Origin of the sequence: Yoonia tamlensis (assembly GCF_900115105.1) — a bacterium.
Classification (GTDB): domain Bacteria; phylum Pseudomonadota; class Alphaproteobacteria; order Rhodobacterales; family Rhodobacteraceae; genus Yoonia; species Yoonia tamlensis.
The window spans coordinates 340,107-362,581 of sequence record NZ_FOYP01000002.1 but is presented as its reverse complement, the minus strand read 5'-3'; the positions used below and the strand labels follow the sequence as shown (position 1 = coordinate 362,581).

23 protein-coding genes are annotated in these 22,475 nt (G+C 56.6%); 10 read left to right on the top strand and 13 right to left on the bottom strand.

Annotated elements, in window-relative coordinates:
- Nucleotides 1-38 precede the first annotated feature (38 nt).
- The 5 genes from BM320_RS13635 to BM320_RS13615 are packed head-to-tail and all read left to right on the top strand — an operon-like array spanning nt 39 to nt 6,165.
- The gene (locus BM320_RS13635) at nt 39-809 is read left to right on the top strand and encodes an SDR family oxidoreductase (protein WP_090201183.1); all 771 of its coding nucleotides are present in this window, start codon (nt 39-41) and stop codon (nt 807-809) included.
- A 27-nt stretch (nt 810-836) separates the two neighbouring features.
- Nucleotides 837-2,741, top strand: a complete 1,905-nt coding sequence (locus tag BM320_RS13630) for a beta-N-acetylhexosaminidase (RefSeq protein WP_090201181.1) — start codon at nt 837-839, stop codon at nt 2,739-2,741.
- A 60-nt stretch (nt 2,742-2,801) separates the two neighbouring features.
- On the top strand, nt 2,802-4,235 hold the full coding sequence (locus tag BM320_RS13625) for a M81 family metallopeptidase (RefSeq protein ID WP_090201179.1): 1,434 nt from the start codon (nt 2,802-2,804) through the stop codon (nt 4,233-4,235).
- A 2-nt stretch (nt 4,236-4,237) separates the two neighbouring features.
- Complete coding sequence (locus BM320_RS13620) at nt 4,238-5,434, top strand: MFS transporter (protein ID WP_090201177.1); 1,197 nt, start codon at nt 4,238-4,240, stop codon at nt 5,432-5,434.
- Nucleotides 5,431-6,165 (top strand): copper homeostasis protein CutC, encoded by a 735-nt coding sequence (locus BM320_RS13615; protein WP_090201175.1) that lies wholly within the window; start codon nt 5,431-5,433, stop codon nt 6,163-6,165. Before BM320_RS13620 ends, BM320_RS13615 begins: the two co-directional genes overlap by 4 nt.
- Here the strand turns inward: BM320_RS13615 and nagB are convergent.
- The 7 genes from nagB to pip all read right to left on the bottom strand — a co-directional run bounded on the left by nagB (nt 6,135) and on the right by pip (nt 14,158).
- On the bottom strand, nt 6,135-6,914 hold the full coding sequence (gene nagB / locus BM320_RS13610) for a glucosamine-6-phosphate deaminase (protein WP_090201173.1): 780 nt from the start codon (nt 6,912-6,914) through the stop codon (nt 6,135-6,137). The genes BM320_RS13615 and nagB overlap by 31 nt on opposite strands.
- A gap of 17 nt (nt 6,915-6,931) precedes the next feature.
- On the bottom strand, nt 6,932-7,324 hold the full coding sequence (locus BM320_RS13605) for a RidA family protein (RefSeq protein WP_090201171.1): 393 nt from the start codon (nt 7,322-7,324) through the stop codon (nt 6,932-6,934).
- A 178-nt stretch (nt 7,325-7,502) separates the two neighbouring features.
- Nucleotides 7,503-9,044 carry an ABC transporter substrate-binding protein gene (locus BM320_RS13600; RefSeq protein ID WP_090201169.1) on the bottom strand — a complete coding sequence of 514 codons (1,542 nt, stop codon included), beginning with the start codon at nt 9,042-9,044 and terminating at the stop codon, nt 7,503-7,505.
- 74 nt (nt 9,045-9,118) lie between these two features.
- Nucleotides 9,119-10,765, bottom strand: a complete 1,647-nt coding sequence (locus BM320_RS13595) for an ABC transporter ATP-binding protein (protein ID WP_090201167.1) — start codon at nt 10,763-10,765, stop codon at nt 9,119-9,121.
- The gene (locus BM320_RS13590) at nt 10,762-12,111 is read right to left on the bottom strand and encodes an ABC transporter permease (RefSeq protein WP_375342079.1); all 1,350 of its coding nucleotides are present in this window, start codon (nt 12,109-12,111) and stop codon (nt 10,762-10,764) included. The genes BM320_RS13595 and BM320_RS13590 overlap by 4 nt, the downstream gene beginning before the upstream one ends.
- Complete coding sequence (locus BM320_RS13585; protein WP_090201165.1) at nt 12,111-13,103, bottom strand: ABC transporter permease; 993 nt, start codon at nt 13,101-13,103, stop codon at nt 12,111-12,113. The genes BM320_RS13590 and BM320_RS13585 overlap by 1 nt, the downstream gene beginning before the upstream one ends.
- Nucleotides 13,104-13,162: 59 nt before the next feature.
- Nucleotides 13,163-14,158 (bottom strand): prolyl aminopeptidase, encoded by a 996-nt coding sequence (gene pip / locus BM320_RS13580; RefSeq protein ID WP_090201164.1) that lies wholly within the window; start codon nt 14,156-14,158, stop codon nt 13,163-13,165.
- A gap of 49 nt (nt 14,159-14,207) precedes the next feature.
- Here pip and ubiG point away from each other — a divergent pair, with 49 nt between their 5' ends.
- Nucleotides 14,208-14,954: a bifunctional 2-polyprenyl-6-hydroxyphenol methylase/3-demethylubiquinol 3-O-methyltransferase UbiG gene (ubiG, locus tag BM320_RS13575; RefSeq protein WP_090201162.1), complete on the top strand. Its 747-nt coding sequence runs from the start codon at nt 14,208-14,210 to the stop codon at nt 14,952-14,954.
- Nucleotides 14,955-14,960: 6 nt separating this feature from the next.
- On the opposite strand, the gene BM320_RS13570 is transcribed toward ubiG, so the two are convergent.
- From BM320_RS13570 to BM320_RS13555, 4 genes are read right to left on the bottom strand one after another with little or no spacing between them, the layout of a single operon-like run.
- A complete protein-coding gene (locus BM320_RS13570) occupies nt 14,961-15,404 on the bottom strand; it encodes a MarR family winged helix-turn-helix transcriptional regulator (RefSeq protein WP_090201160.1) in 444 nt (147 codons plus the stop codon).
- Nucleotides 15,404-16,234, bottom strand: coding sequence for a carbon-nitrogen hydrolase family protein (locus BM320_RS13565; protein ID WP_090201157.1), 831 nt, complete (start codon nt 16,232-16,234; stop codon nt 15,404-15,406). Before BM320_RS13565 ends, BM320_RS13570 begins: the two co-directional genes overlap by 1 nt.
- The gene (gene grxC, locus BM320_RS13560) at nt 16,231-16,488 is read right to left on the bottom strand and encodes a glutaredoxin 3 (RefSeq protein WP_090201567.1); all 258 of its coding nucleotides are present in this window, start codon (nt 16,486-16,488) and stop codon (nt 16,231-16,233) included. The genes BM320_RS13565 and grxC overlap by 4 nt, the downstream gene beginning before the upstream one ends.
- A gap of 30 nt (nt 16,489-16,518) precedes the next feature.
- Nucleotides 16,519-17,241 (bottom strand): double zinc ribbon domain-containing protein, encoded by a 723-nt coding sequence (locus tag BM320_RS13555; RefSeq protein WP_090201155.1) that lies wholly within the window; start codon nt 17,239-17,241, stop codon nt 16,519-16,521.
- A gap of 22 nt (nt 17,242-17,263) precedes the next feature.
- Here BM320_RS13555 and BM320_RS13550 point away from each other — a divergent pair, with 22 nt between their 5' ends.
- The 3 genes from BM320_RS13550 to BM320_RS13540 all read left to right on the top strand — a co-directional run bounded on the left by BM320_RS13550 (nt 17,264) and on the right by BM320_RS13540 (nt 20,663).
- Nucleotides 17,264-18,091 carry a methyltransferase domain-containing protein gene (locus BM320_RS13550; protein WP_375342075.1) on the top strand — a complete coding sequence of 276 codons (828 nt, stop codon included), beginning with the start codon at nt 17,264-17,266 and terminating at the stop codon, nt 18,089-18,091.
- Nucleotides 18,092-18,117: 26 nt separating this feature from the next.
- A complete protein-coding gene (gene hemH / locus BM320_RS13545) occupies nt 18,118-19,182 on the top strand; it encodes a ferrochelatase (protein ID WP_090201152.1) in 1,065 nt (354 codons plus the stop codon).
- Nucleotides 19,183-19,400: 218 nt separating this feature from the next.
- Nucleotides 19,401-20,663, top strand: coding sequence for a serine/threonine protein kinase (locus tag BM320_RS13540; RefSeq protein WP_090201150.1), 1,263 nt, complete (start codon nt 19,401-19,403; stop codon nt 20,661-20,663).
- On the opposite strand, the gene BM320_RS13535 is transcribed toward BM320_RS13540, so the two are convergent.
- Nucleotides 20,660-21,241, bottom strand: a complete 582-nt coding sequence (locus BM320_RS13535; protein ID WP_090201148.1) for a L,D-transpeptidase — start codon at nt 21,239-21,241, stop codon at nt 20,660-20,662. The two genes, BM320_RS13540 and BM320_RS13535, sit on opposite strands and share 4 nt — an antisense overlap.
- A gap of 156 nt (nt 21,242-21,397) precedes the next feature.
- Between BM320_RS13535 and dalA the strand changes: the two genes are divergently transcribed.
- Nucleotides 21,398-21,943: a divisome-associated lipoprotein DalA gene (gene dalA, locus BM320_RS13530; protein WP_090201146.1), complete on the top strand. Its 546-nt coding sequence runs from the start codon at nt 21,398-21,400 to the stop codon at nt 21,941-21,943.
- Here the strand turns inward: dalA and BM320_RS13525 are convergent.
- Complete coding sequence (locus tag BM320_RS13525; protein ID WP_207496919.1) at nt 21,940-22,428, bottom strand: L,D-transpeptidase family protein; 489 nt, start codon at nt 22,426-22,428, stop codon at nt 21,940-21,942. The two genes, dalA and BM320_RS13525, sit on opposite strands and share 4 nt — an antisense overlap.
- Nucleotides 22,429-22,475 lie beyond the last annotated feature (47 nt).

Sequence of the window (22,475 nt, the reverse complement as noted above, 5' to 3'; positions counted from 1 at the left end):
CGCCAGCCTGATCCATCCTGCCGCAAAAGAGGACTAAAATGGCGTCACGCCTTGCAATTATCACCGGAAGCGCGGGCGACATCGGCCGCGCAATCGCCGCGCGCCTGATGGCCGATCACGACACCATTATTCTGGCCGACCTTGATCTTGAAGCCGCCAAACGCGCGGCGGCGCAGCTTGGTGATCAATGTGTACCGCTTCAGCTAGACGTGACCGACCCCGATAGCTGCGCAACCTTGGCCACAGCGACCCGCGCAATGGGCGATCTGAAAACGCTGGTCAATAACGCCGGTGCATCGCGCGCCGTCAGCCTGCAATCCACATCGGTCAAAGATTGGGAATTCGACCGCGCGCTCAACCTCGATGGGGCATATTTCGTGTTTCAGGCGCTTGCAGATCAGCTGATTGCGGGCAAGGGCGCGGTTGTGAATATTGCCTCGGTTAACGGTATAGGCGCCTTTGGGCATCCTGCCTATGCCGCCTCCAAGGCCGGCATGATCCACCTGACCAAAATGATCGCCGTCGAATATGGTAAATTTGGTGTCCGCGCGAATGCCGTTGCACCAGGAACCGTGCGCACCCAAGCATGGGAAGACCGCGCTGCCGCCAATCCCAAAGTATTCGAAGAAGCCGCCGAGCATTATGCGCTAGGCCGGATCGTGCTCCCCGATGATGTCGCCGAGGCGGTCGGGTTTCTTGCCTCGCCGCTTGCTGCTGCGATCACTGGCGTTTGCCTGCCCGTCGATTGCGGGCTGACCGCCGGCATTCCCGCATTGGCCCGCACGTTCAGCCAATCCGACGATTACTAAACACCCTTCGACCAACAGGACCAACCGATGACATATTTTCTGGAAAACGCGTGGCACCCCGCGCCCGCGCCCGAAGGCACGTGGACAATGACGCTGACAAACCTGTCAGACAAGCCGCTGTCGGACTTCAAGCTTTCGCTGACGTCAATCACGCGGATCATGACCGATCATGAACTGACAGGGGCCACGTTTCTGCGCCGCGACGCGAATTTTCACGAATTTGCGCCAACGTCAGCCGATCCGATTGCACCCGGCGAAAGCTGGACATTTTATGTGACGGGCATCAACCGTTCGCCTTACCACCGCAATGACGCGGCCAAAACGGCATGGGTCACCCATGCCGATGGCACGCATGTTGCCGTGCAGGTTGGCGACCTGATGCATGCGGGCGCCGCACCTGTGCGCCCCAAACCCCGCCTACCAGAGGGCAGATTGACCCTGCCTTTCGCGCTTTTGCCGTGGCCCAATACGATCGACGCCGCGCCGGGTTCAGCCCCTGTGATTATCCATGCCGCCGACGGAACCGCGATCGCAGACAAACGTCTGATGCTGGTAGTAGACGCGCTGCATGCGCGGCTGTTTCCGGCCGCGCGCCGCGTTTTTCAGCTTTCCGCGGCGCCTGGCAGCCGCGCATTGCATTTCGTGACTGACACCACGCTTGCAAACGAAGCCTACCGGATTGATTTTGCCGACGATATCACCTTGGCAGCCAGTACCGAAAAGGGCCGCCGCTATGGGTTGATTGCCCTTGCGCAAATGATGCATGGCACATTCAGCGACCCTGAATTTTCGTTTCCGGCAACGGGTGAAATCGACGATGCGCCGCGCTATGACTGGCGCGGGTGTCATCTGGATGTATCGCGCCATTTCTGGACCTATGACGAAGTCTTGCGGGTGATTGATCTGCTGGCATGGCACAAGCTGAACACATTCCATTGGCACTTGACCGACGATGAAGGCTGGCGCGCCGAAATTCTGGCCTATCCTGCGTTGACCGACGCGGGGGCCACGCGTGGTGCGGATATTGCGCAGATGTTGCCGCAACTGGGCGACGGGCCGCAAAGCAAACGTGGCTACTATACCCAAGACGAAATGCGCGCTGTTGTGACCCATGCGGCCAGCCTTGGCATTGATGTCATGCCCGAAATCGAAACACCGGGACACGCTGCCGCCGTGCTGGCAGCAATCCCGTCACTTGTTGATCCGGACGAACCCAAAGACAGCTATTTCCCTGTGCAAGGCTACTTCAACAACGCCCTGAACCCCGCCATTCCCGAAACATTTGACGTGCTTGAAACCGTATTTGACGAACTGTCCACAATTTTTCCGTCAAAATACATCCACATCGGCGGCGATGAGGTCGCGCATAATGCATGGCTGACGTCACCCATGGCGCTGGCGCTAATGGAAAAGGAAGGGCTGCAAGGCACATTCGAGCTGCAAAGCTGGTTCTTGCGCAAAATCAAAACCATGCTAAGCGCACGCGGCAAAGTCATGGTGGGCTGGAATGAAATCGCGCATGGCGGCGGTGTTCCACCCGAAGACACATTGCTGATGGCTTGGGAAAACCCCAAAGTGGGGATCGAGCTTGCCGAAAAAGGTTATGATGTCGTGATGACACCTGGGCAGGCCTATTATCTGGACATGGTGCAAAGCGACGATTGGCTGGACAATGGTGCAGGCTGGGCTGGTCCCGTCCCACCCGAGCAAAGCTATAACTACGAAGCCGAAGGCGATTTCCCTGCCGAATTGCGCGGGCAAATGCGTGGTGTGCAATCGTGTATCTGGTGCGAACACTATTCCAACCGCCATTGGTTCAACGATCTGGTGTTCCCGCGTCTTGGCGCTGTCGCCGAGGCCGCATGGACCCAAAAGGAAAACAAGGACTGGTTGCGGTTTGCCCGCCAAGTCCGCCTTCATCCCGAACTTTGATCAATCGCGGGGCCCTGCACGGCCCCGCACCCAATGCCCCGCCTATTAAAGGAAAAACTAATGCGCATCGCTGTTGGCGGTATCCATACCGAATGCTCAACCTATTCTCCGGTACTTATGCAGCCCGAGGATTTTCGCGTCTTGCGGGACGCGGACCTGCCCCAAGATCCCTATTTTGCGTTCCTGCATGGCTTTCCAGCCGAAGTGGTCCCGCTGCTGCACGCCCGCGCGGTCCCCGGTGGCCCTTTGGCGCATGATACCTATCAGACGTTCAAGGCCGAATTTCTTGACCGGCTGGCGGCGGCTGGTCCGATTGATGCGGTCTATCTTGCGATGCATGGCGCGATGCATGTTGACGGCATGCAAGATGCCGAAGGTGACTGGATCGCGGCAGTGCGCGCGGCGGTTGGCCCCGATATGCTGATCGCGGTCAGCTATGATCTGCACGGCAATGTTTCACAAAAGATCGTCGACCAGATTGACATCTTTGCGGCCTATCGCACCGCGCCGCATATTGATGTGGCTGAAACGATGACAGCCGCCTATCAGATGCTTTTGCAGGCGTTGCAAACGGGCGCGCGCCCCGGCGTGCTGCGCGTCCCTGTCCCGCTTTTGTTGCCCGGCGAGCGTTCATCGACCGAAGATGCGCCCGGTCGCGAACTTTACGCAGCGCTGCCCGCACTTGAAGGGCCAGAGGTTTGGCGCACCGATCTGATGATCGGCTATGTCTGGGCTGATGAGCCGCGCGCAACTGCCTGCGCCGTCGTGACCGGCACCAGCCGTGCGGATGCTGAAAAGGCGGGCAAAACCATCGCGCAAAGTTTTTGGGACGCGCGCGATGCGTTCCGGTTCGGTCCCGTCACAGGGCCGCTAGATGATATGCTTGATCGTGCGGCGGCGGCAGACACGCGCCCTGTGATCCTTGCCGATAGTGGCGACAATCCGACCGGTGGCGGTGTGGGTGATCGCGGCGATGTGCTGGCGGCATTGATCGCGCGCGACTGGCAAGACGCGCTGGTCGCAGGAATCACAGACCGGCCTGCGGTCATGGCATGTTTTGCGGCAGGTGTCGGCGCGACTGTGCAGCTGACGATTGGCGGATCGCTTGACCCCGCGGGCGTGCGTCTGACCTGCGCGGCAAAGGTTATCAATCTTCTGACAGGAAAAACCGCCGACGACGATCAGGCCGTTGTTGCAATCGGCGGTATTACGGTGGTTCTTGCCGCGCGGCGGCGCCCCTATCATGACATTGCGGATTTTACCGCGCTGGACCTTGATCCGCGCGCGGTTGGGCTGCTTGTCGTGAAATCGGGATACCTGTCGCCAGAGCTTGCGCCAGTTGCCAATCCCAATTTGATGGCGCTGACAGATGGTGTGGTCAATCAAGATATCGCGCGGCTGCCCAATCTTAACCGCGCCAAGGGTATCGTGCCCTTTGATCCCTGTCCGGATTTCACGCCAACACCGCAATTCTCTGTCCGGTTCAAAGGGTAACAATGAACGCTTGGGTTTCCATATTGCGCGACCACCGTGTCGTGCGTGCTTCGGCGCTTGCGATCTTTCTTTACGGGTTCGCGGGTGGTGCGACATCGCCCTATCAGGCGGTCATCGGCATCCGTGAATTGGGGCTATCGGATAATACATATGCGGCTGTCGCATTTGTGGCATCCATCATGCATGTGACGCTCGCGATTGTCAGCGGTTACCTGTCCGACCGTTTCCAAAGCTATCGGAGGCCGCTGCTGATCGTGTCCGGTTTCGGCATCGTCGGTTATGCAATGGTATGGGTCTACCCGACCCCGCTGACATTCATCATCGCGACAATCGGGCCTTTGGCGATATTTCACGCCACCAATTCCATGCTTTTTGGCAATGTGCGCGCACATACCGATAGTTTCGACCCCGAAGAAGCCAATATCGCCAATTCGTTGATGCGCATGATGGTGTCTTTGGCTTGGGTTCTGGTCCCTGGTATTGTCGGGCTTATCCTCGCGACCCAAGACAGCATGATGCTGGCCTATCTGATTGCGGCGGGTGCTGCGGGGCTTTGTTTTATTGTTGTTCTTTTGGGCATTGATCCCGATTCGTCCGAACCCGCGACAGTCGAATCCAATGGCCCCGCGCTGCTGGAACTTGCCAAGATTTTGGCCCCCGGTACCGTCATGCGGATTTTGGGTGTGGCGCTGATTACGCAGGTTTTGTCGGTCAATGCGACTGTGCTGCCGCTGATCGTTACCGGTCGTGCCAACGGGGTCGCGGCGGATATCGGGTTTCTTGTCGGCATGGTCGCGGTGATCGAGGTTGTGTTCATCTTTTTCTGGGCTTGGGTGGTGCGGCGGATCAAAATGACCACAGCGCTTTTGATCAGCGCGGGGCTTTATCTTGTTTATTTGGCTTTGATCGCGGTGGCGTCGGCGCCTGGGCATGTTTACGCCGCAAGCCTGATCGCGGGCTTTGCTGCGGCGGGCATTATTTCGCTGCCGATCAGCTATTTGCTGGACCTGATCAAAAACCGCCCCGGTTTGTCCGCGTCACTGATCGCGGTGAATATGTTTCTTGGCGCGGCGCTGGGCGCACTGTTTTTTGCCATCGGCACCACGATTGGCGGCTATGGAACCGCGTCGGTTCTGGGCGGTATCGGTGGGGTTTTGGGGGCATGCAGTCTTGTTTACTTGGAAAGGTCGGGGAAATGATCACGCTTGAGATTTGTGTAGATGATGTCGCGGGGATTTTTGCGGCGGCTGGGGGCGGTGCAAACCGGATCGAACTTTGCGCGGCGTTGGGGGTTGGGGGGCTTACCCCGTCAGCGGGGCTGATCAAGGTTGCGCGCGAATGCCCGCTGCCCGCTATGGTGATGATCCGCCCGCGCGCCGGTGATTTTGTCTGGACCCGCCAAGAACGCGCGGCGCTGGTCGCTGAAATTCAGGCGGTGCGCGATGCGGGGCTTGCCGGTGTGGTGATTGGGGCATCTTTGCCGGACGGGCAGTTAGACGGCGAAACCCTGCAAGAACTGGTGCAGGCGGCCGATGGTCTGGATATCACATTGCACCGCGCGATTGATCTGACGCCGGATGTCGATGCCGCCTTGGACATTTGCGCAGCACTGGGGATCAAACGGGTGTTGTCGTCAGGTGGTGCACAAACCGCTGCGGCGGGCATCGACCGGCTGGCGCAAATGGCCAAACATGACATCACGGTGATGCCCGGCTGCGGGGTTAACGCGACAAACGTGTTTGATCTGGCCAAGCGGCTTACGCTGACAGAGGTTCACGGGTCTTGCTCTGTCGCGGCGCAAGCACCGCAAAATCCTGATATTGTCAGCTTCGGGTTTTTGCCTGCTGCGGCGCGGGCGACGGATGCTGCACGCGTCGCTGCCCTGCGCAAATCGCTGGATCAGATTGCTGGCGCGCGCACTTCGGGGTGAACCTCTTCGTAGTAGCTGCGCAGGGCCAAGCGGCTTGCCGCTGCTTGGTCCAGCACAACCGTTACTTTGCGGTGCATCTGCAAAATTGACGCCGGGCAGGCCGCTGAAACAGGCCCTTCGATCATCTGCGCAACGACCTCTGCTTTGCCTGCGCCAAAGGCCAGCAAAACAACCTCTTGCGCGCGCATGATCGTGCCAATGCCCATCGTGATCGCCAAACGCGGCACATCATCGAATGTTTCAAAATAGCGTGCATTTGCTTCGCGGGTGGAACGTGTCAGCGTTTTGATCCGTGTGAGCGAAGTCAGGCTAGATGTCGGTTCGTTAAAGCCGATATGCCCGTTTGCACCCAGACCCAGCAATTGCAGCCCGATATCGCCCGCATCGACAATCGCCGCTTCATAGCGCGCGGCCTCGGCTTCGGCATCGGGGGCGTCGCCTTTGGGCAAAAACGCGTGATCGGGGCGTAGATCAACGTGGTTGAACAGCTTTTCGCGCATGTAGTGCCAGTAGGAACAGGGGTGGTCTGGCGGCAGGCCGACATATTCGTCCAGATTGAACGACCGCGCCTTGGCCAGCGACATTTCCCCCGCTTGAAAACGGGCGATCAGCCGTTCGTAGACAGTTTCCATCGTGCCGCCGGTTGCCAGACCCAAGACAGTTTCGGGCTGCTGCGCCAGCCGTTCAGCAAACAGGCCGGCAACGCAATCCGCCGCCGTTCCTTGGGTTTCATGGATCAATACCTTCATCGGTTTCACCTTTTGTTTTACAGCGGCTTCCAGGCCAGCACGTCGATTTCGACCTTGGCATCAACCATCAATCGCGATTCCACTGTGGACCGCGCAGGTGGGTTATCAAGAAAATGCTTTTCAAAAACCGCGTTGAAAGAGGAAAAGTCGCGCGCGTCGTCAAGCCAGCAGTTCACCTTGACGATGTCTTCCATGCCGCAACCTGCAAGCGCGAGAACCTGCTTGATATTGGCGATCACCTGTTCGGTTTGTGTGGCGATTCCACCAGTGACAACCTCACCATCGACAGTAGGAACTTGGCCAGAGATGTGGACATAGTCACCAGCGCGCACGGCTTTGGCAAAGGGGCGTTTCTGACCGCCTGCTTGCGCATCGGCAGTGTCGTAACGGATAAGGCGTTGTTCAGACATGCTGTGTCTCCATGAAAATCATTTTCATTTGGACACTACCTCAAACCTGATCCCGGGGGCAAGCGGCCAGAAACCAGAATTGCAAATGCAATGCAAGATTCTTGGCGCCGCGGACGTAAAATGCAAAACGCCCCACCAATTTGGCGGGGCGTTTGCCTGTCAGATCGCGGATAATCGGTTAAGCGACAGACCAGCGTTCCGCCATGCGGCAGTTATCCATCTGCCACAGGTTCCCGACAACATCAGGTGAAACGATCCGGTTGTTCACCGCTTGCACGTAGTTGGCAAACATCGGCACCAATGCGCCGCCTTCGGTGGAAAGAATCTGCTGCATTTCATAGTACTGGCCACGGCGCACATCGCTATCCAGTTCAGCACGTGCAGATACCAGCAGTTCTTGGAAACGCGCATTGTCCCATTTGGTATCGTTCCACGGCGCACCCGCCTCATAGGCAGAAGAGAACATCCAGTCTTCGGTCGCGCGACCAGACCAGTAGCAGGCGCAGAACGGTTTCTTCAGCCAGACATTGGACCAATAGCCATCCGCAGGTTCTTGGACCACGTTGATGTTGATGCCACCGGCAGAGGCAGATGCCTGGAACAATTGTGCCGCGTCGACGGCGCCTTCGAATGCGGCGCTTGATGCGGATAGATCAACGTCCAGACTGTCCATTCCCGCCTGTTGCAGGTGGAAACGCGCCTTGTCAGGATCATAGGCCAGCTGTTCCATTTCGGCGTTGTAATATTGGTTTGCAGGGCCAATCGGGCTGTCATTGCCGACACGACCGTGGCCAAGCAGGATTTTATCGACCATTTCCTGACGGTTGATGCCGTATTTCAGCGCCTGACGCACATGCACATTGTCAAACGGTGCGGTGTTGGTGTGCATCGGGAATGTGTAGTGCTGGTTGCCGGTCACTTCTTGGACGCGCACGGCGGGGTTGGCGTTCAACAGGGCTTCGCCTTTGAAATCAATGCGGTTGATCGCATCAACCTGACCGGTCAAAAGCGCATTCATACGGGCGGTGTTATCGTTGATCGCGATATATTCGACCTCGTCAAAGAAGCCCGCGCTGTCACCCTTATAGTGGTTTTCAACGCGCTTGCCGACAAAACGCACACCCGGATCAAAGGCGACAACCTCGTAAAGACCTGTACCGATCCCTTTGGCGATTGCTTCTTCGATCTGACCGGCTGGATAGATCAGCAGGTGGTAGTCAGACATCAGATAGGGGAAATCGGCATTGCCTGATTCAAGCGTGAACTGCACCTGATGTTCGGTGATTTTGCGCATTTCGGTGATCGCCGAGACAATCGGCTGCGCACCGGATTTGGACCCTTCGGCCACGTGGAGTTGCAGCGATTCAATCACATCGTCCGCGCCAAAGGCTTTGCCGTTGTGGAATGTCACGCCTTGGCGCAGGTTGAATGTCCAGACCTTTGCGTCGGGGCTGGCTTCCCAGCTTTCGGCCAATTCGCCTTTTAGCAGGCCATCAGCACCGTTTTCGGTCAGACAGTCAAAGACCGTGCCCATCGCTGCGCCGATCATGAACATATCGGCGTGCGTACGGCCATCCCAACTATCGGATGTGTTTGCGCCGTTCAGGCCGGCGGTGAATTTCCCGCCACGTGTTTGCGCACGTACAGGCAGGCCAGTCAGGCCCAACACGCCCGCAGCGACACCTGTTTTCAATAGACCGCGTCTACTAATTCCATTCATTGATCGTTCTCCCTTTTTATCTTGCTCGGACGTTCGTGCGCCCGCTTATCCCATCCGAAGATGGGCGATTCGTGTTACATCTTATCAACAGCTGCGTCGCCGATGTTATCAACTCCGCGTTCTTTAAGCACATTGGTTAACCAGTCCGGATCCATTTCCGGCACCGAACTTAACAGTAAATCCGTATAGGCGTGGTGCGGCGGCGTGAACATTTCGGCCTTTGGCCCTTGTTCGACAACGCGCCCGTCTTTCATCACGACGACCTCATCGGCGATTGCGCGCACCGTAGCCAGATCATGCGTGATAAACATATAGGACAGACCCAGATCATCTTGCAAATCCGCCAAAAGCCGCAAAATCCCTTCGGCGACCAGTTGGTCAAGCGCCGATGTGACCTCGTCACAGATGATGAACTTGGGCTCTGCGGCCAAGGCGCGGGCGATCCCGATCCGCTGTTTTTGCCCCCCCGATAATTCGGAAGGCAGACGGTTAAAATATTCAGATGGTTCCAGTTCGATTTGATTAAGTAGCTGATCAACGCGTTTGCGTTTCGCGGCCCCCGTAAGCCCCAGATAGAACTGCACAGGCCGTCCTATGATCTGGCCAATCGACATACGCGGGTTCAGCGCGGTATCGGCCATCTGGTAAATCATCTGGATCTGTCGCAACTGATCCTTGCTACGCTTTTTATAACTGGCTGGCAGTTCTTCACCTTCAAGCAAAATCTGTCCTGCAGTCGGCGGCAATAGCCCTGTGATACACCGCGCTGTCGTGGATTTCCCTGAACCAGATTCACCAACGACCGCAACAGTGCGTCCAGCATGCATATCAAAACTCACATCATGCAAAACAGGTGTGTCGCCATAGGCAGCATCAACGTTTTTGATGCTAAGCTGTGGCACCGTTCCCGTCACAACCGCGGGTTTCGCTGGGCGCAAGAAGCTACGCACAGCCCAAAGCGATTTTGTGTATTCTTCCGTCGGCGCGCTTAGCATCGTGCGGGTGTCAGATGTTTCGACCTCGTCACCCTTTAGCAGCACCTTAATCCGGTCCGACATCTGCGCGACAACGGCCAAATCATGGGTGATATAGATCGCCGCCGTGCGAAAACGCGTCACGATATCGCGAATTGCCGAAAGCACCTCGATCTGGGTCGTCACGTCCAGCGCGGTTGTCGGTTCATCAAAGATAATCAGATCAGGGCGGCATGACATCGCCATTGCGGTCATCGCGCGCTGCAGTTGCCCGCCCGACACCTGATGCGGATAGCGAAAGCCGATTTCATCGGGATTCGGCAGCCGCAACTTGCGATACAGGTCCATCCCGTCTTCTTCGCTCTCGGAGCGGTCCATAAGGCCGTGCTGCATCGGGGCTTCGACGTGCTGGTCGATCAGACGGTGGGCGGGGTTAAAGCTGGCGGCGGCGGATTGCGCGACATAGGCGATGCGTTTGCCCAACAGGTCGCGTTTGACCGCAGCGGATGCCGTCAGCAGATCAATCCCGTCAAATTCGACGCTGCCGCCGCTGATCCGCACGCCATCGCGGGTATAGCCCATCGCAGCCAGCCCCAACGTGGATTTGCCCGCACCGGATTCACCAATCAGGCCCAGCACCTCGCCGCGGTTCAAGGTCAGATTCACCCCGTTGATAATCGGGTTCCATTTATCGTCGCTGCGGCCTTCGATCTTGACGCCGCGCATTTTCAGAAGCGGTTCAATCATTCCTTAAGCCCCGATGATTTATGCAGCATCCAGTCCACCACAAAATTGACGGCAACTGTCAGCAACGCAATCGCCCCCGCCGCCAAAAGCGGTGCGGTCGCGGCCATCGGCGCAAACTGCGCGTAATTCACAAAGCCGGCAAGGTCGCGCACCATCGTGCCCCAATCGGCCAGCGGCGGCTGGATACCCACGCCAAGAAATGACAGCGCCGCGATGGTCAAAAAGACAAAGCAAAAGCGCAGCCCGAATTCGGCAAGCAGGGGCGCCGTGGCATTGGGCAGAATTTCTTTAAAGATGATGTAACCAAACCCTTCACCGCGCAGTTTCGCGGCCTCGATATAATCCATCACTACGATGTTTTGTCCAACAGCACGCGACAGGCGGAAGACGCGGGTGCTGTCGATTACCGCGATAATCAGCACCATGAATACGGTCAGCGGAATCCCCAAACGCGGTGCCCAGACGCTGGCGATTGTCATCAGCAACAGCGCAAAGATCAGCGAAGGAATGGCCATCAGCACATCCACCATCCGCGACAGGATCTGATCCAACCAACCGCCAAATGTCGCAGCCAGAAATCCAAACGTACCGCCAAGCAAAAACGCAAGAAAGGTTGTCGCAAAGGCAATGCCAACGGTATTTTGCGCGCCATAGATCAGACGACTAAGGATATCGCGGCCAATTTGATCTGTTCCCAGGGGGAAATCAGGATTGCCGCCCAGCGCAGGATCACCGCCCGGCGTAATATTCGCGGCCACACCCGGAATGATTTGCTCTTGGCCGTAAGGGGCTATCGGCCCAATAAAGTACATTGCGAGAGTCAGGGCAAAGGCCACCGCAACGATACCTATCGCCTGAACCCTCTTCTCTGGAGCCCCAACCAAGAACAACCCAATGCATAGAATAAGGCCAAGACTGGCAGAATAGGCAATAAACTTTGCAGGTATTTGGCCAGCAAAAATCGCAACAAATGCGTAGATCAGGATTATCAAGATCCCAAAAGCCGCAGTCAGTGGCATCTCACGGAACATCTTGCGGGTCCAAGCAGTGCCAATACTGCGCCCCGCCAAACGAAACAGATAGGCCGCGATCGCGAAGATGATGAAACCTTCAATACCGATCCGCAAAAAGAAGAATTTATTCGCAGTCGCAAGATCACTGCTGCGCCCTTGCATATAGGCCCAGACCAGCCAGCCTAAACAAAACGCCGCAAGCACATAGCCATAAGCCACACCAAACGGCATATCGCGAAACTTTGGCGCCTGATTGGTGATCTGCTGCCCTGCATAGCGGAACGCCCAAGCCAATGCGCCCATGCCGATCAATGTCGCTGCGATCCATAAAATCATTTCGGATGCCTCAGGCGCGGGTTGGACAGGATCGACATGATGTCAGCCGTCAGGTTCAAAAGAATATAGGCGGCTGCAAAGATCATGCAGCAGGCTTGCACCACTGGAATATCGCGGGTTTTCACACTGTCTACGAACAGCTGCCCAATACCGGGATAAACAAATACCACTTCGACCACGACAACACCCGTGATCAGATAGGCAAGGTTCAACGCAACGACGTTAATGATCGGTGCAAGTGCATTTGGTAGCGCATGTTTCACGATCACGCGCATCGGCGACATGCCCTTTAGCCGCGCCATTTCGATATAGGGGCTGGCAAGAAGGTTAATAATCGCGGCACGCGTCATCCGCATCATATGCGCGGTGACGACCAGCGTCAGCACCAGCGCGGGCAGCATGGATTTGTTCAACCGTTCGCCAAACGCCATCCCGTCATAGATGTTTGAAAGCGATGGAAAGATCGGGTTCAGCACTGCCAGAAACAAGATCAGCACATAGGCAAGAAAGAATTCGGGGCTTGAGATAGATGTAAGCGTGAAGATGTTCGTGGCGCGGTCGAACACTGAATTGCGGTAAAGCGCAGCCAGAATGCCCAATCCCACTGCCAATGGCACGGCAAAGGCGGCAGTCACAGCGGCCAGAAACATCGTATTGCCAAAACGCGGCGCAATTTGCTGGGCAACCGTGGTCGTGCCAGAGGTCGTGCCGCTAAAACTGGCGGCATTCGCGCTGGCAAAGCTGGACCCGAAATCACCCTGCACAACACCCGCAAGCCAGCCAAAATACCGCGTCACTAGCGGTTGGTCCAAACCCAGATCGCGGCGGATCGCGGCAACAGATTCTTCGGTTGCGCCCTGACCAAGGATCGCCTGCGCAAAATCCCCAGGCAACATATTCACGGCAATGAAAATGACCACAGATACAATCAGTAGGGTAACTATGCCCAGCGCAAGGCGCTGCAAGATAATCTTAAGGACGGTGTCCAAAGTATCGTTTTCCCAAATAGCCGCACCCCACCCTAACGGCCTGAGATAGCGTGTAAACCCTAAAGCCCGGTGAAGCTCTGTGTGGCGCCGAATTGATCCATACTGCGGACAAGCGCCGCGCTGATGCCGGGTTCTGACAATGCGTGTCCGGCTTGCGCTACCATGGTCAACTGCGCGCTTTTCCAAGATTGTGCAAGCTGATAGGCCGCATGCGGCGGACAAATCATGTCATACCGTCCTTGCACGATCACGCCGGGGATATCCGCGATTTTGGCCATTTGCGACGAATGCAGGATCTGTTGTGACGCATCCAGAAAACCGCCATTCACAAAATAATGGTTTTCAAGCCGCGCAAATGCGCGCGCGTATTCTGCTGGTGCCTCGCCCGACACACCGTCGCTGCCCATCGCGGCAAGCGCATTTTCCCAAAGCGTCCATGCGCGGGCAAACTTTACCTCTTGGGCGCGATCACCGCTGAACAGGCGTTTGTGATAGGCGGCAACAAAGTTGTCCTGTTCATCCGCGGGTATCAGCGATGCAAACGCATCCCATAATTCGGGCCAGAATCGCCCCGCGCCCCCGCCGTAAAACCAATCCAGTTCTGGCTGCGTCATCAAGAACACACCCCGCAAGGCCAGCGCGCGCACGCATTCCGGATGGGCCTGCGCATAGATCAGCGCCAATGTCGCGCCCCAACTGCCGCCAAAGACAACCCAGCGATCAATTCCGAGTGTGCGGCGGATCAGTTCGATATCCGCAACCAAATGCCATGTTGTATTGGCCGTGACGCTTGCATGGGGCCGCGATCTGCCACAGCCGCGCTGGTCAAACAGAACAATCCGGTAAACTGCGGGGTCAAAATAGCGCCGCATCGCAGGGCTACAGCCACCGCCCGGGCCGCCATGCAAGACAACAACGGGGATGCCATCAGGGTTCCCGCATTGTTCAAAATAGACCGTATGCCCGTCGCCCACGTCCAGCATTTGCCGCGCGAACGGTTCCAAAGCGGGGTAAAGATACGCGTATGCGCTTTTTTGTCCTACGGTTTTATCCATAATCACCCTATATCCCACCTACAATGCCCTGACCATCCGGAGCCAGCACATGTCTGCCACCAATACCGTCGACCCGTCCGAGATCGCCAAATTCGAGGCTATGGCCGCAGAATGGTGGGATTTAGACGGGAAGTTCAAGCCGTTGCACATGATGAATCCTGTGCGTTTGGATTACATTACGCGGCAGATCGCCGGTGAATTCGGGCGTGATCTGTCGCAGCCCGCACCGTTCAAAGGGCTGCGTATTCTTGATATCGGCTGCGGCGGCGGTTTGCTGTGCGAACCGATGGCGCGGCTAGGGGCGACGATCGTCGGGGCCGACGCGGCAGAGCGCAACATCGCCGTCGCAAAGGTCCACGCGGCGCAATCAGGTCTAAATATCGATTACCGTTTTGTAACGGCTGAATCGCTGGCCGCTGATGGTGAACAGTTTGATGTGGTCCTGAATATGGAGGTCATCGAACATGTCGCAGACCCGCTTGGGTTCCTGACGGCGTGCAAGCAACTTCTCAAACCCGGCGGCATCCAGATTTGTTCGACCATCAACCGCAACGCAAAATCATTTGGCATGGCCATTATCGGCGCCGAATGGATCATGCGTTGGCTGCCCAAAGGCACCCATGAATGGGCAAAATTTATTACGCCGGATGAATTATATGCGCTGATCGCGAATGCAGGGCTAACGCCCGTCGACCGCAAGGGGTTTGTGTTCAATTTTGCGCGGTTTACATGGGCTATTTCGGACAGGGACCTTTCTGTGAACTACGTCACAGCGGCCATAAAACCTGTCACCTAGCAGCGACTATTCTATCTCGCTTAGCTTAACCCGCATTTCGCGCAGGACCGGCAGTGCGCTGCGCACTTTGTCAGCGCCCACTGTGTTCACGACCTCGGCGATTAGCGGCGCGATGACATCCAGCGCCACATCGCGCGCCGATTGACCGGCGGGGCTGATTGAAACCAGTTTGCGCCGCGCATCATCCCAATCAGGCCGCACATGCACCCAACCTGCGCGTTCGAGCTTGGCAAGCGTATTAGTCATTGCGCCACGGGTCAGGTGAAATGTCTTGGCCAGCTGGGCCGGTGTGCGTTCCACGCCCGCATGGGCCAACTGGTTCAGCACCGAAAAATGCGACAGCTCCATCCCCTTGGGCAGAACCCGCGCCACGCTTGCGCGCGCCAACTGATCAACGACCAGAATCTCGCTAAAGAGCGTCACGGCAAGGTTTTTATTGCTTTCGGACATCAGGGACCTTCAAAGGCCCGATCAAATGAAAGGGCCGCGATACGTTTGCGGCTTTGTGCCACTTTTGTGCGATCAATATCAACCATTGTGATCCCCGCCACTGTGCCGGAATCCGCCAACACCTCGCCCCAAGGCGAAATTGCGAGCGAATGCCCATATGTTTGGCGCGTCCGACCCGTGATTGCGGCATGGGTGCCCGTCTGCGCAGCGGCTAGCACATAAGACCCTGTTTCAATCGCCCTTGCACGCAAAAGCGGTTCCCAATGCGCAGCACCCGTCGCAGGCGAAAACGCCGAGGGCACCAGCAGGATTTCTGCGCCGCTTTGCGCCAAAGCGCGATAAAGATAGGGGAAGCGCAGATCGAAACAAATACTTAACCCCAGCGCGCCAAAGGGCGTTTGCGCAACAACGGCACGACTGCCTGGTCTGTAACCCGCTGATTCTTTGTAGGATTCGCTGTCGGAGATTGTCACGTCGAACATGTGGATTTTGTCGTAGCGCGCAACGATCTCGCCCATGGGATCAATCACAAAGGACCGGTTGGCAAAGCGCCCGTCGGGATCATCCGTTTTTAGCGCAAGTGATCCGATCGACAGCCATATCCGATGCGCCTTTGCCGCGGCGCAAAGCCCCGCAAGCGTGCGATCATCCGCCTCATTCTGCAAGACGCTTTGCTGGTGGTCGCGGTCCATGGAAACGCAGTTTGTCACCTCTGGCGTCAGCACAAACCCCGCACCCTGCGCGGCTGCTTGCGCAACCAGCGCAAGCGTATCGTTCAGGTTCTGCGCGGGGTTATCGCTGCTATTTAGCTGTAAGATGGCGGTTTTCATGCCGCCAGCATAGCATCCAACTTGCCATTGCGATCAAGCATCATCAAATCATCGCAGCCGCCGATATGTTTGCCCGCAATAAAAATCTGCGGCACCGTGCTGCGGCCATTGGCGCGCTGAATCATTTCGGCGCGGCGCTTGGGTTGCTTGAGAATATCAACTTCGGCAAAGCTCACACCTTTGGCTGAAAGCAACCGTTTCGCCATATGGCAAAATCCGCAGGTGGCTTTTGTGTAGATCTCGACAGTGCTCATCGTGGTCATCCTTTATCCGTCGGGATGTATTTAGGCGTCTTTGGCCACCCTTGCCAGCGTAACAATTGACACATTTCTGGCACCGGCCTGCATTGCGGCCTCGGTTGCGGCGGCAAGTGTCGCGCCAGAGGTCATCACATCATCCACCAAAAGCACCGATTTGCCTGCGATAGCGCCTGCACGTTTAGGATTGTTCGTGATCGCCCCCGATAGCGCCGCAAAACGCGCATCACGGCTGTGCCCCTCTAGCGGTTTGGTCTTTTTGGGCCGCAAGAGCGCATCGGCGCAGGTCGGTACTTCCAACACCCTGCCCAGCGCCAATGCCAGCAATGCCGCCTGATTATAGCGTCGCCGCACCCGCCGCGTCCAATGCAGCGGCACGGGCACCAAAACGCTGTCTGCCTGCACCAAAGGCCGCACCACCCGCGCCATCCAATGCGCGGCAGGCCGTGCCAGATCTGTGCGATCCCCGTGTTTCAGCCCCAGCACCAGCCGCCGCCCGACCCCTGTGTAAACAAGCGCCGCGCGCCCGTGATCCCACGGGCGGGCGACTTTCATGCAGTCATCGCATTGCAGCATTTCATCCGGCGTATCACCGGGCAAAGGCGTGCCACAACGATCACAAATCACCCCACCGATGAACCGCGTTTCACGCCAGCAGGCGCCACATAATCCGAATTCGCTTTCGGTTTGCGCATCACATGCGACGCATTGCGCAGGGTATATTGCTCTGATCACGCTTTGCATTCGCATAATTGCACCCTAGATGGGGGGCATGGAAAAGATGCCCACCCTGTTTGACCGCCCCGCCCTGCAACGCAACCGCGCCCGCGCAGATGCCGACGCATTGTTCTTGCACGACACATTGGCCGCTGAGCTGCATGAAAGACTGAACGAGGTTAACAGAACCTTTACGTCCGTCGCGATTGTGACCGGCTTTCCCGATTTTTGGGCGCAGGCGTTTCCTGATGCCACGATTGTTGCAGATGACGAGGTTCTGGCGCTGGCACCTGGCGCGCATGATCTTGTGCTGCATGTAATGGCGCTACATTGGGCGAATGATCCTGTCGGGCAATTGGTGCAATGCCGCCACGCGCTGCAACCCGACGGGCTTTTGCTGTGCGGGTTCCTTGGCGGGCAAACATTGCACGAATTGCGCGCGTCACTGGCTGAAGCCGAAGCAATCGTCGCCGGCGGAATTTCCCCGCGCATCGCGCCGATGGGTGAAATTCGTGATCTGGGCGCGCTTTTGCAGCGGGCGGGCTTTGCGCTGCCGGTGGCTGACGGCACACCGCTGACCGCAAGCTATATGAACGCGTTCCACCTGATGCACGACCTGCGCAAGATGGGCGAAACGAACGCGATGGCCGACCGGATCAAACACATGACACGGCGCAATGTGATGACCGAAACCGCCAGCATCTATGCCGAACATTTCAGCAATGATGACGGGCGCGTGGATGCCACGTTTGAATTGATCACTCTGACAGGTTGGGCGCCCGGTGACGGGCAACAACAGCCCCTGCGGCCCGGCAGCGCGCGCACGCGATTAGCCGATGCGCTTGGCGCGGTTGAAACGCCGCTTGATCCGTCCGATACCTAACCAAATTCCAGCCAAAGGTGATGCCAATGTCCGACACATCCCAGCCAGCAACCCGTCCGGCGCACGCGCCCAAAGACCATCCTGCGATCAAGCCCGCAAAGATCGGGATCTTGTTGGCCAATCTCGGCACGCCCGATTCAACCAATTATTGGCCCATGCGCCGCTACCTTAGCGAATTTCTGTCCGACAAACGCGTAGTCGATTACCCCGCGTGGCGTTGGCAACCGATCTTGCAGCTGATTATCCTGACGACGCGCCCGTCAAAATCAGGCGCGGCGTATCGGTCAATCTGGAACAATGACGCTGACGAAAGCCCGTTGCTGACCATCACCAAACAGCAAACCGCAGCGATTAAGGCCAAGATGACAGAGGCCTATGGCGATAAGGTCTTGGTTGATTTCTGCATGCGCTATGGCAACCCGTCGACCAAATCAAAGGTTGCAGAAATGGTTGCCGCAGGCTGCACCAAAATCCTGTTCTTTCCGCTTTATCCGCATTACGCGGGGCCAACATCGGCCACCGCGAACGACCAATTTTTCCGCGCCTTGATCGACCAAAAACAGCAACCCATCGCCCGCGTTGTTGAACCCTATTTCGAAGATCCCGCCTATATCGACGCGCTGGCGCAATCCATTGAACGCGCCTATGCGGGGGCGGATCAAAAACCGGAAAAGCTGATCTGTTCCTACCACGGTGTGCCTGAACGCTATTTGCGCGAAGGCGATCCCTATCACTGTCAATGCCAGAAAACGACGCGGCTTTTGAAAGAACGGTTGGGGTGGGACGACAGCCAGATCGTAACAGCGTTCCAATCGAAATTCGGCCCCGAAGAATGGCTAAAACCCTATACCGTCGAAGAGGTCGCGCGGCTGGCCCGCGAGGATGGCATCAAGAACATCGCCGTTTGCGCCCCTGCGTTTTCTGCCGATTGCATTGAAACGCTGGAAGAAATCAACGAAGAGATCAAAGAAAGCTTTGAAGAGGCGGGTGGGACAGATTTTACCTATATCCCCTGCCTGAACGATGATCCGGCACATATTGACGCACTATCTGCAGTAATCACCCGCAACTTGCAGGGTTGGGTGGCATAGAATCAGTCTTTTCTACAAGCGCAATTAATTCTTGAATCTCGCGTTCATATGGGCAAATACTGACACAATTCAGGTAGAATAGCGGCTATTGTCGATATTCTGCACCTGACATAGGCGATTTTTTGCTTGCTGGCCCCATTGCCACCACATTCTTCGCTTATGTTCAGGGTTGAATTTTTTGAACGCGCTATTGTTTCGGCGCAGGTTTTTGGTGATTTATGACGACGGCAGCGGCTTCAAAAAACCTGACCAATTCGGCCACAAAGGGCGAAGCGCTTCCCAATGGAACCTCATTGCTTGGTGACCAGTTCACAATCAAGGGGCGACTTGGGAACGGCGGCTTTGGCATCACCTATCTTGCGAATGACAACTACCTTGGCCGCAATGTCGTGATCAAGGAATGCTACCCCGAAGTGTTCTGCCGTCGCGATGGCAAAAGCGTCTATGTGCGGTCGGACCAGCATTACGAAAAATACCGGTCAATCGTCACGATGTTCATGCGTGAAGCGCGCACAATTGCAAAACTGCGCCACCCGAATGTCGTTGGTGTGCACCGCATTTTTGAAGACAACGACACCGCCTATATGGTCCTTGATCTGATTGAGGGGCGCGATCTTCTTGATATAATTAAGAAAGGTGACCAAAAACTCAGACCCGCGCAAATTCAGGAAATCCTGATCAAATTGCTGGATGCGGTTGATAGTGTCCACCGTCGGGATTTGCTGCACCGCGATATTTCACCTGACAATATCTTGTTGGATAAGTGGGGAAATCCGGTTCTGATCGATTTCGGCGCCGCCCGCGAAGAAGCAAGCCGCGAAACCCGCGAACTTTCGGCGGTTTTGGTTGTCAAAGACGGTTATTCCCCACAGGAGTTCTATTTTGCCGGCGGAAAACAAAGCCCTTGCAGCGATCTTTATGCGCTTGCCGCCACTTTCTATCATCTGATTTCGGGCGTGGCGCCGCCGAACAGCCAGACCAGAATGGCAGAATTCGCGGGACAGAACCCTGATCCATGTGCGCCGCTTGCGGGTCGGTTTGACGAATACGAACCCGCTTTTCTTGCTGCGATCGACAAGGCCATGAAAATTCTGCCCAAAGACCGGCTACAATCGGCGCGCGAATGGATGGACCTGATCGATGGCAACCAAAGCGAGCGGATCAAACCGCTGATATTGGCGCAGTCTGATAGCAGTCTTGGCCAAACATTGACGCGGCTGGTGTCCGAGACCAACGAATATGTGCGCAATTCGAAAACGGTTGAACAGGAGCCTGAGGATCACAAGATCGAAACACCCGTCAAGGAAATCCCCGACTGGGTGCTTGAGTTCAACGAAGAGACATCCAAAATCGTCAATAGCGGTAAGACGCGGGCGCAAACGCAAGCCCCCGCAAAACCCGTCTACACCCCGCCTGGGCTGCGGCCAAAGCGCCGCACATCCCGCATCGGCATGTGGTTGATCAGGCGTTTCAGCTCTTAGATCAGCAAGACCTGCGTGCCGATCTGCGCATAGCCGTATAGTTCTTCAATCTGTTCATTATACAGGCCAATACACCCGTTTGACGAACGGCGGCCGATCTTGCGCGTATCGTGGGTGCCGTGGATACGGTAGTATTGCCATGACAGATAAAGCGCATGTGACCCCAACGGGTTATCCGGACCTGGACCGATGAATTCAGGCCATTCGGGGTTGCGGATCCGCATCGCTGGGGTCGGTGCCCAGCTTGGCCCTACGACCTTGCGCGTAATTTCTGTCCGCCCTGTGCGCGTCAGGTCATCGGTCAATGGCACGCTTGTCGGGTACAATTTGTAAATCGACTGATCTTCAGACCAATAGTGCAGCGCGCGCGACTGGATATCGACGAGAATCGCGCCGTTGCTGAGGTTGCTAAAATAGGGCTGCCAATCCAGCGAACGAAAGCTCGAGATATTCCGCTGCACCTGCCCGGAAAGATCGCGCTCTATTTCAGTCGAATTGGCGGTCTGCGCCACAGCGCCAGTGCCGATCATGGCAGCGCTGGTCGCCAAAAATCCACGGCGTGACAGTTGGTTTTTCATTGCGGTCTCCGGTCTGGTCGAAACTATGTTCAAGGCTGCAATCTAATGTGTCAGGACAGCCACCGCAATTCAAACAAACGTTAACTGGGCGATGTGGGTTTGAAGTGTCGCTCTGATGTCGATAAAGATGTGAAACACAACCGGATTAGGTGACGAATGGACCGACGCGCATTACTTCTTGGATTGGCTGCAACTACGCTTGCCGCCTGTGAACCGCAACGCCCGCTGGGTGCCGACGGGTTGCCGGTTGCAACCGTGTATCGCATTACCGATGCCGATGCTGCTGCCGTTCAATTCCGCATGCTTGATAGTGTGAATTCGCTTCGGGCGCGGGCCGGGGTTGCGCCTGTGCAGCTCAATGCGCAGCTCAATGCTGCGGCCGCCACACATGCACGCGATATGTCGGTTCAGAACCGGCCTTGGCTGTTTGGGTCTGACGGGTCCAGCCCGCTTGACCGTGCGCGCCGCGCAGGTTTCCAAGGGCGCCTGTTGGGCGAAAACATTTCAGAATCATACGAATCCGAATTGCAAACGCTGGCCGCGTGGATGGGGCAACCTGATACACGCACCGTGATATTGGATCCGAACGCCCGCGCCATGGGGATTTCGTGGTATCAAGAAGCTGCCGGAAAGCTTTGGTGGTGCATGAACTTCGGCAGCGACCCTGCAGTCAGCCGCCCGATCCCAAGCGTGACAGGCTAGGCGTAGATCGTCACCAAAGTGCCGGTTTGCACCATCGCATAGACCTCATCCATTTCAGCATTTGAAATGGCAATGCAGCCCCATGTCCAATCCTTTTGACCGACCCATTCAGCGGGCGTGCCATGGATAAAGATGTCACCGCCCGGATTGAGCCCCAAACCGCGCGCAACAGAAACGTCATCCGCATCCGGATAAGACAGCCCGAGCGACAAATGATAGCGACTGTTCGGATTGCGTCGATCAATGCGATATGCGCCCTCGGGGGTGCGCCCATCGCCTTCGTGGACTTTATGGCCAACGGGTGTGAATCCCAGTTCGAATCCGTATTCACGCAAAAGCGTCCGGTCATGCAACAATTGCATCCGGCGTTCGGCTTTAAACACCTGAATGCGGGTTACTTCGGGGCCGGTGTATTGTTGCGGAACAGCCGTGCATCCGGCCAATCCTGCGGCCGCGCCAACCATCACTGATCGTCTTGAAATCATATCTACTGCCTACTTACACGGTCTTCGCCGTTTTCCAGATTTTTAGC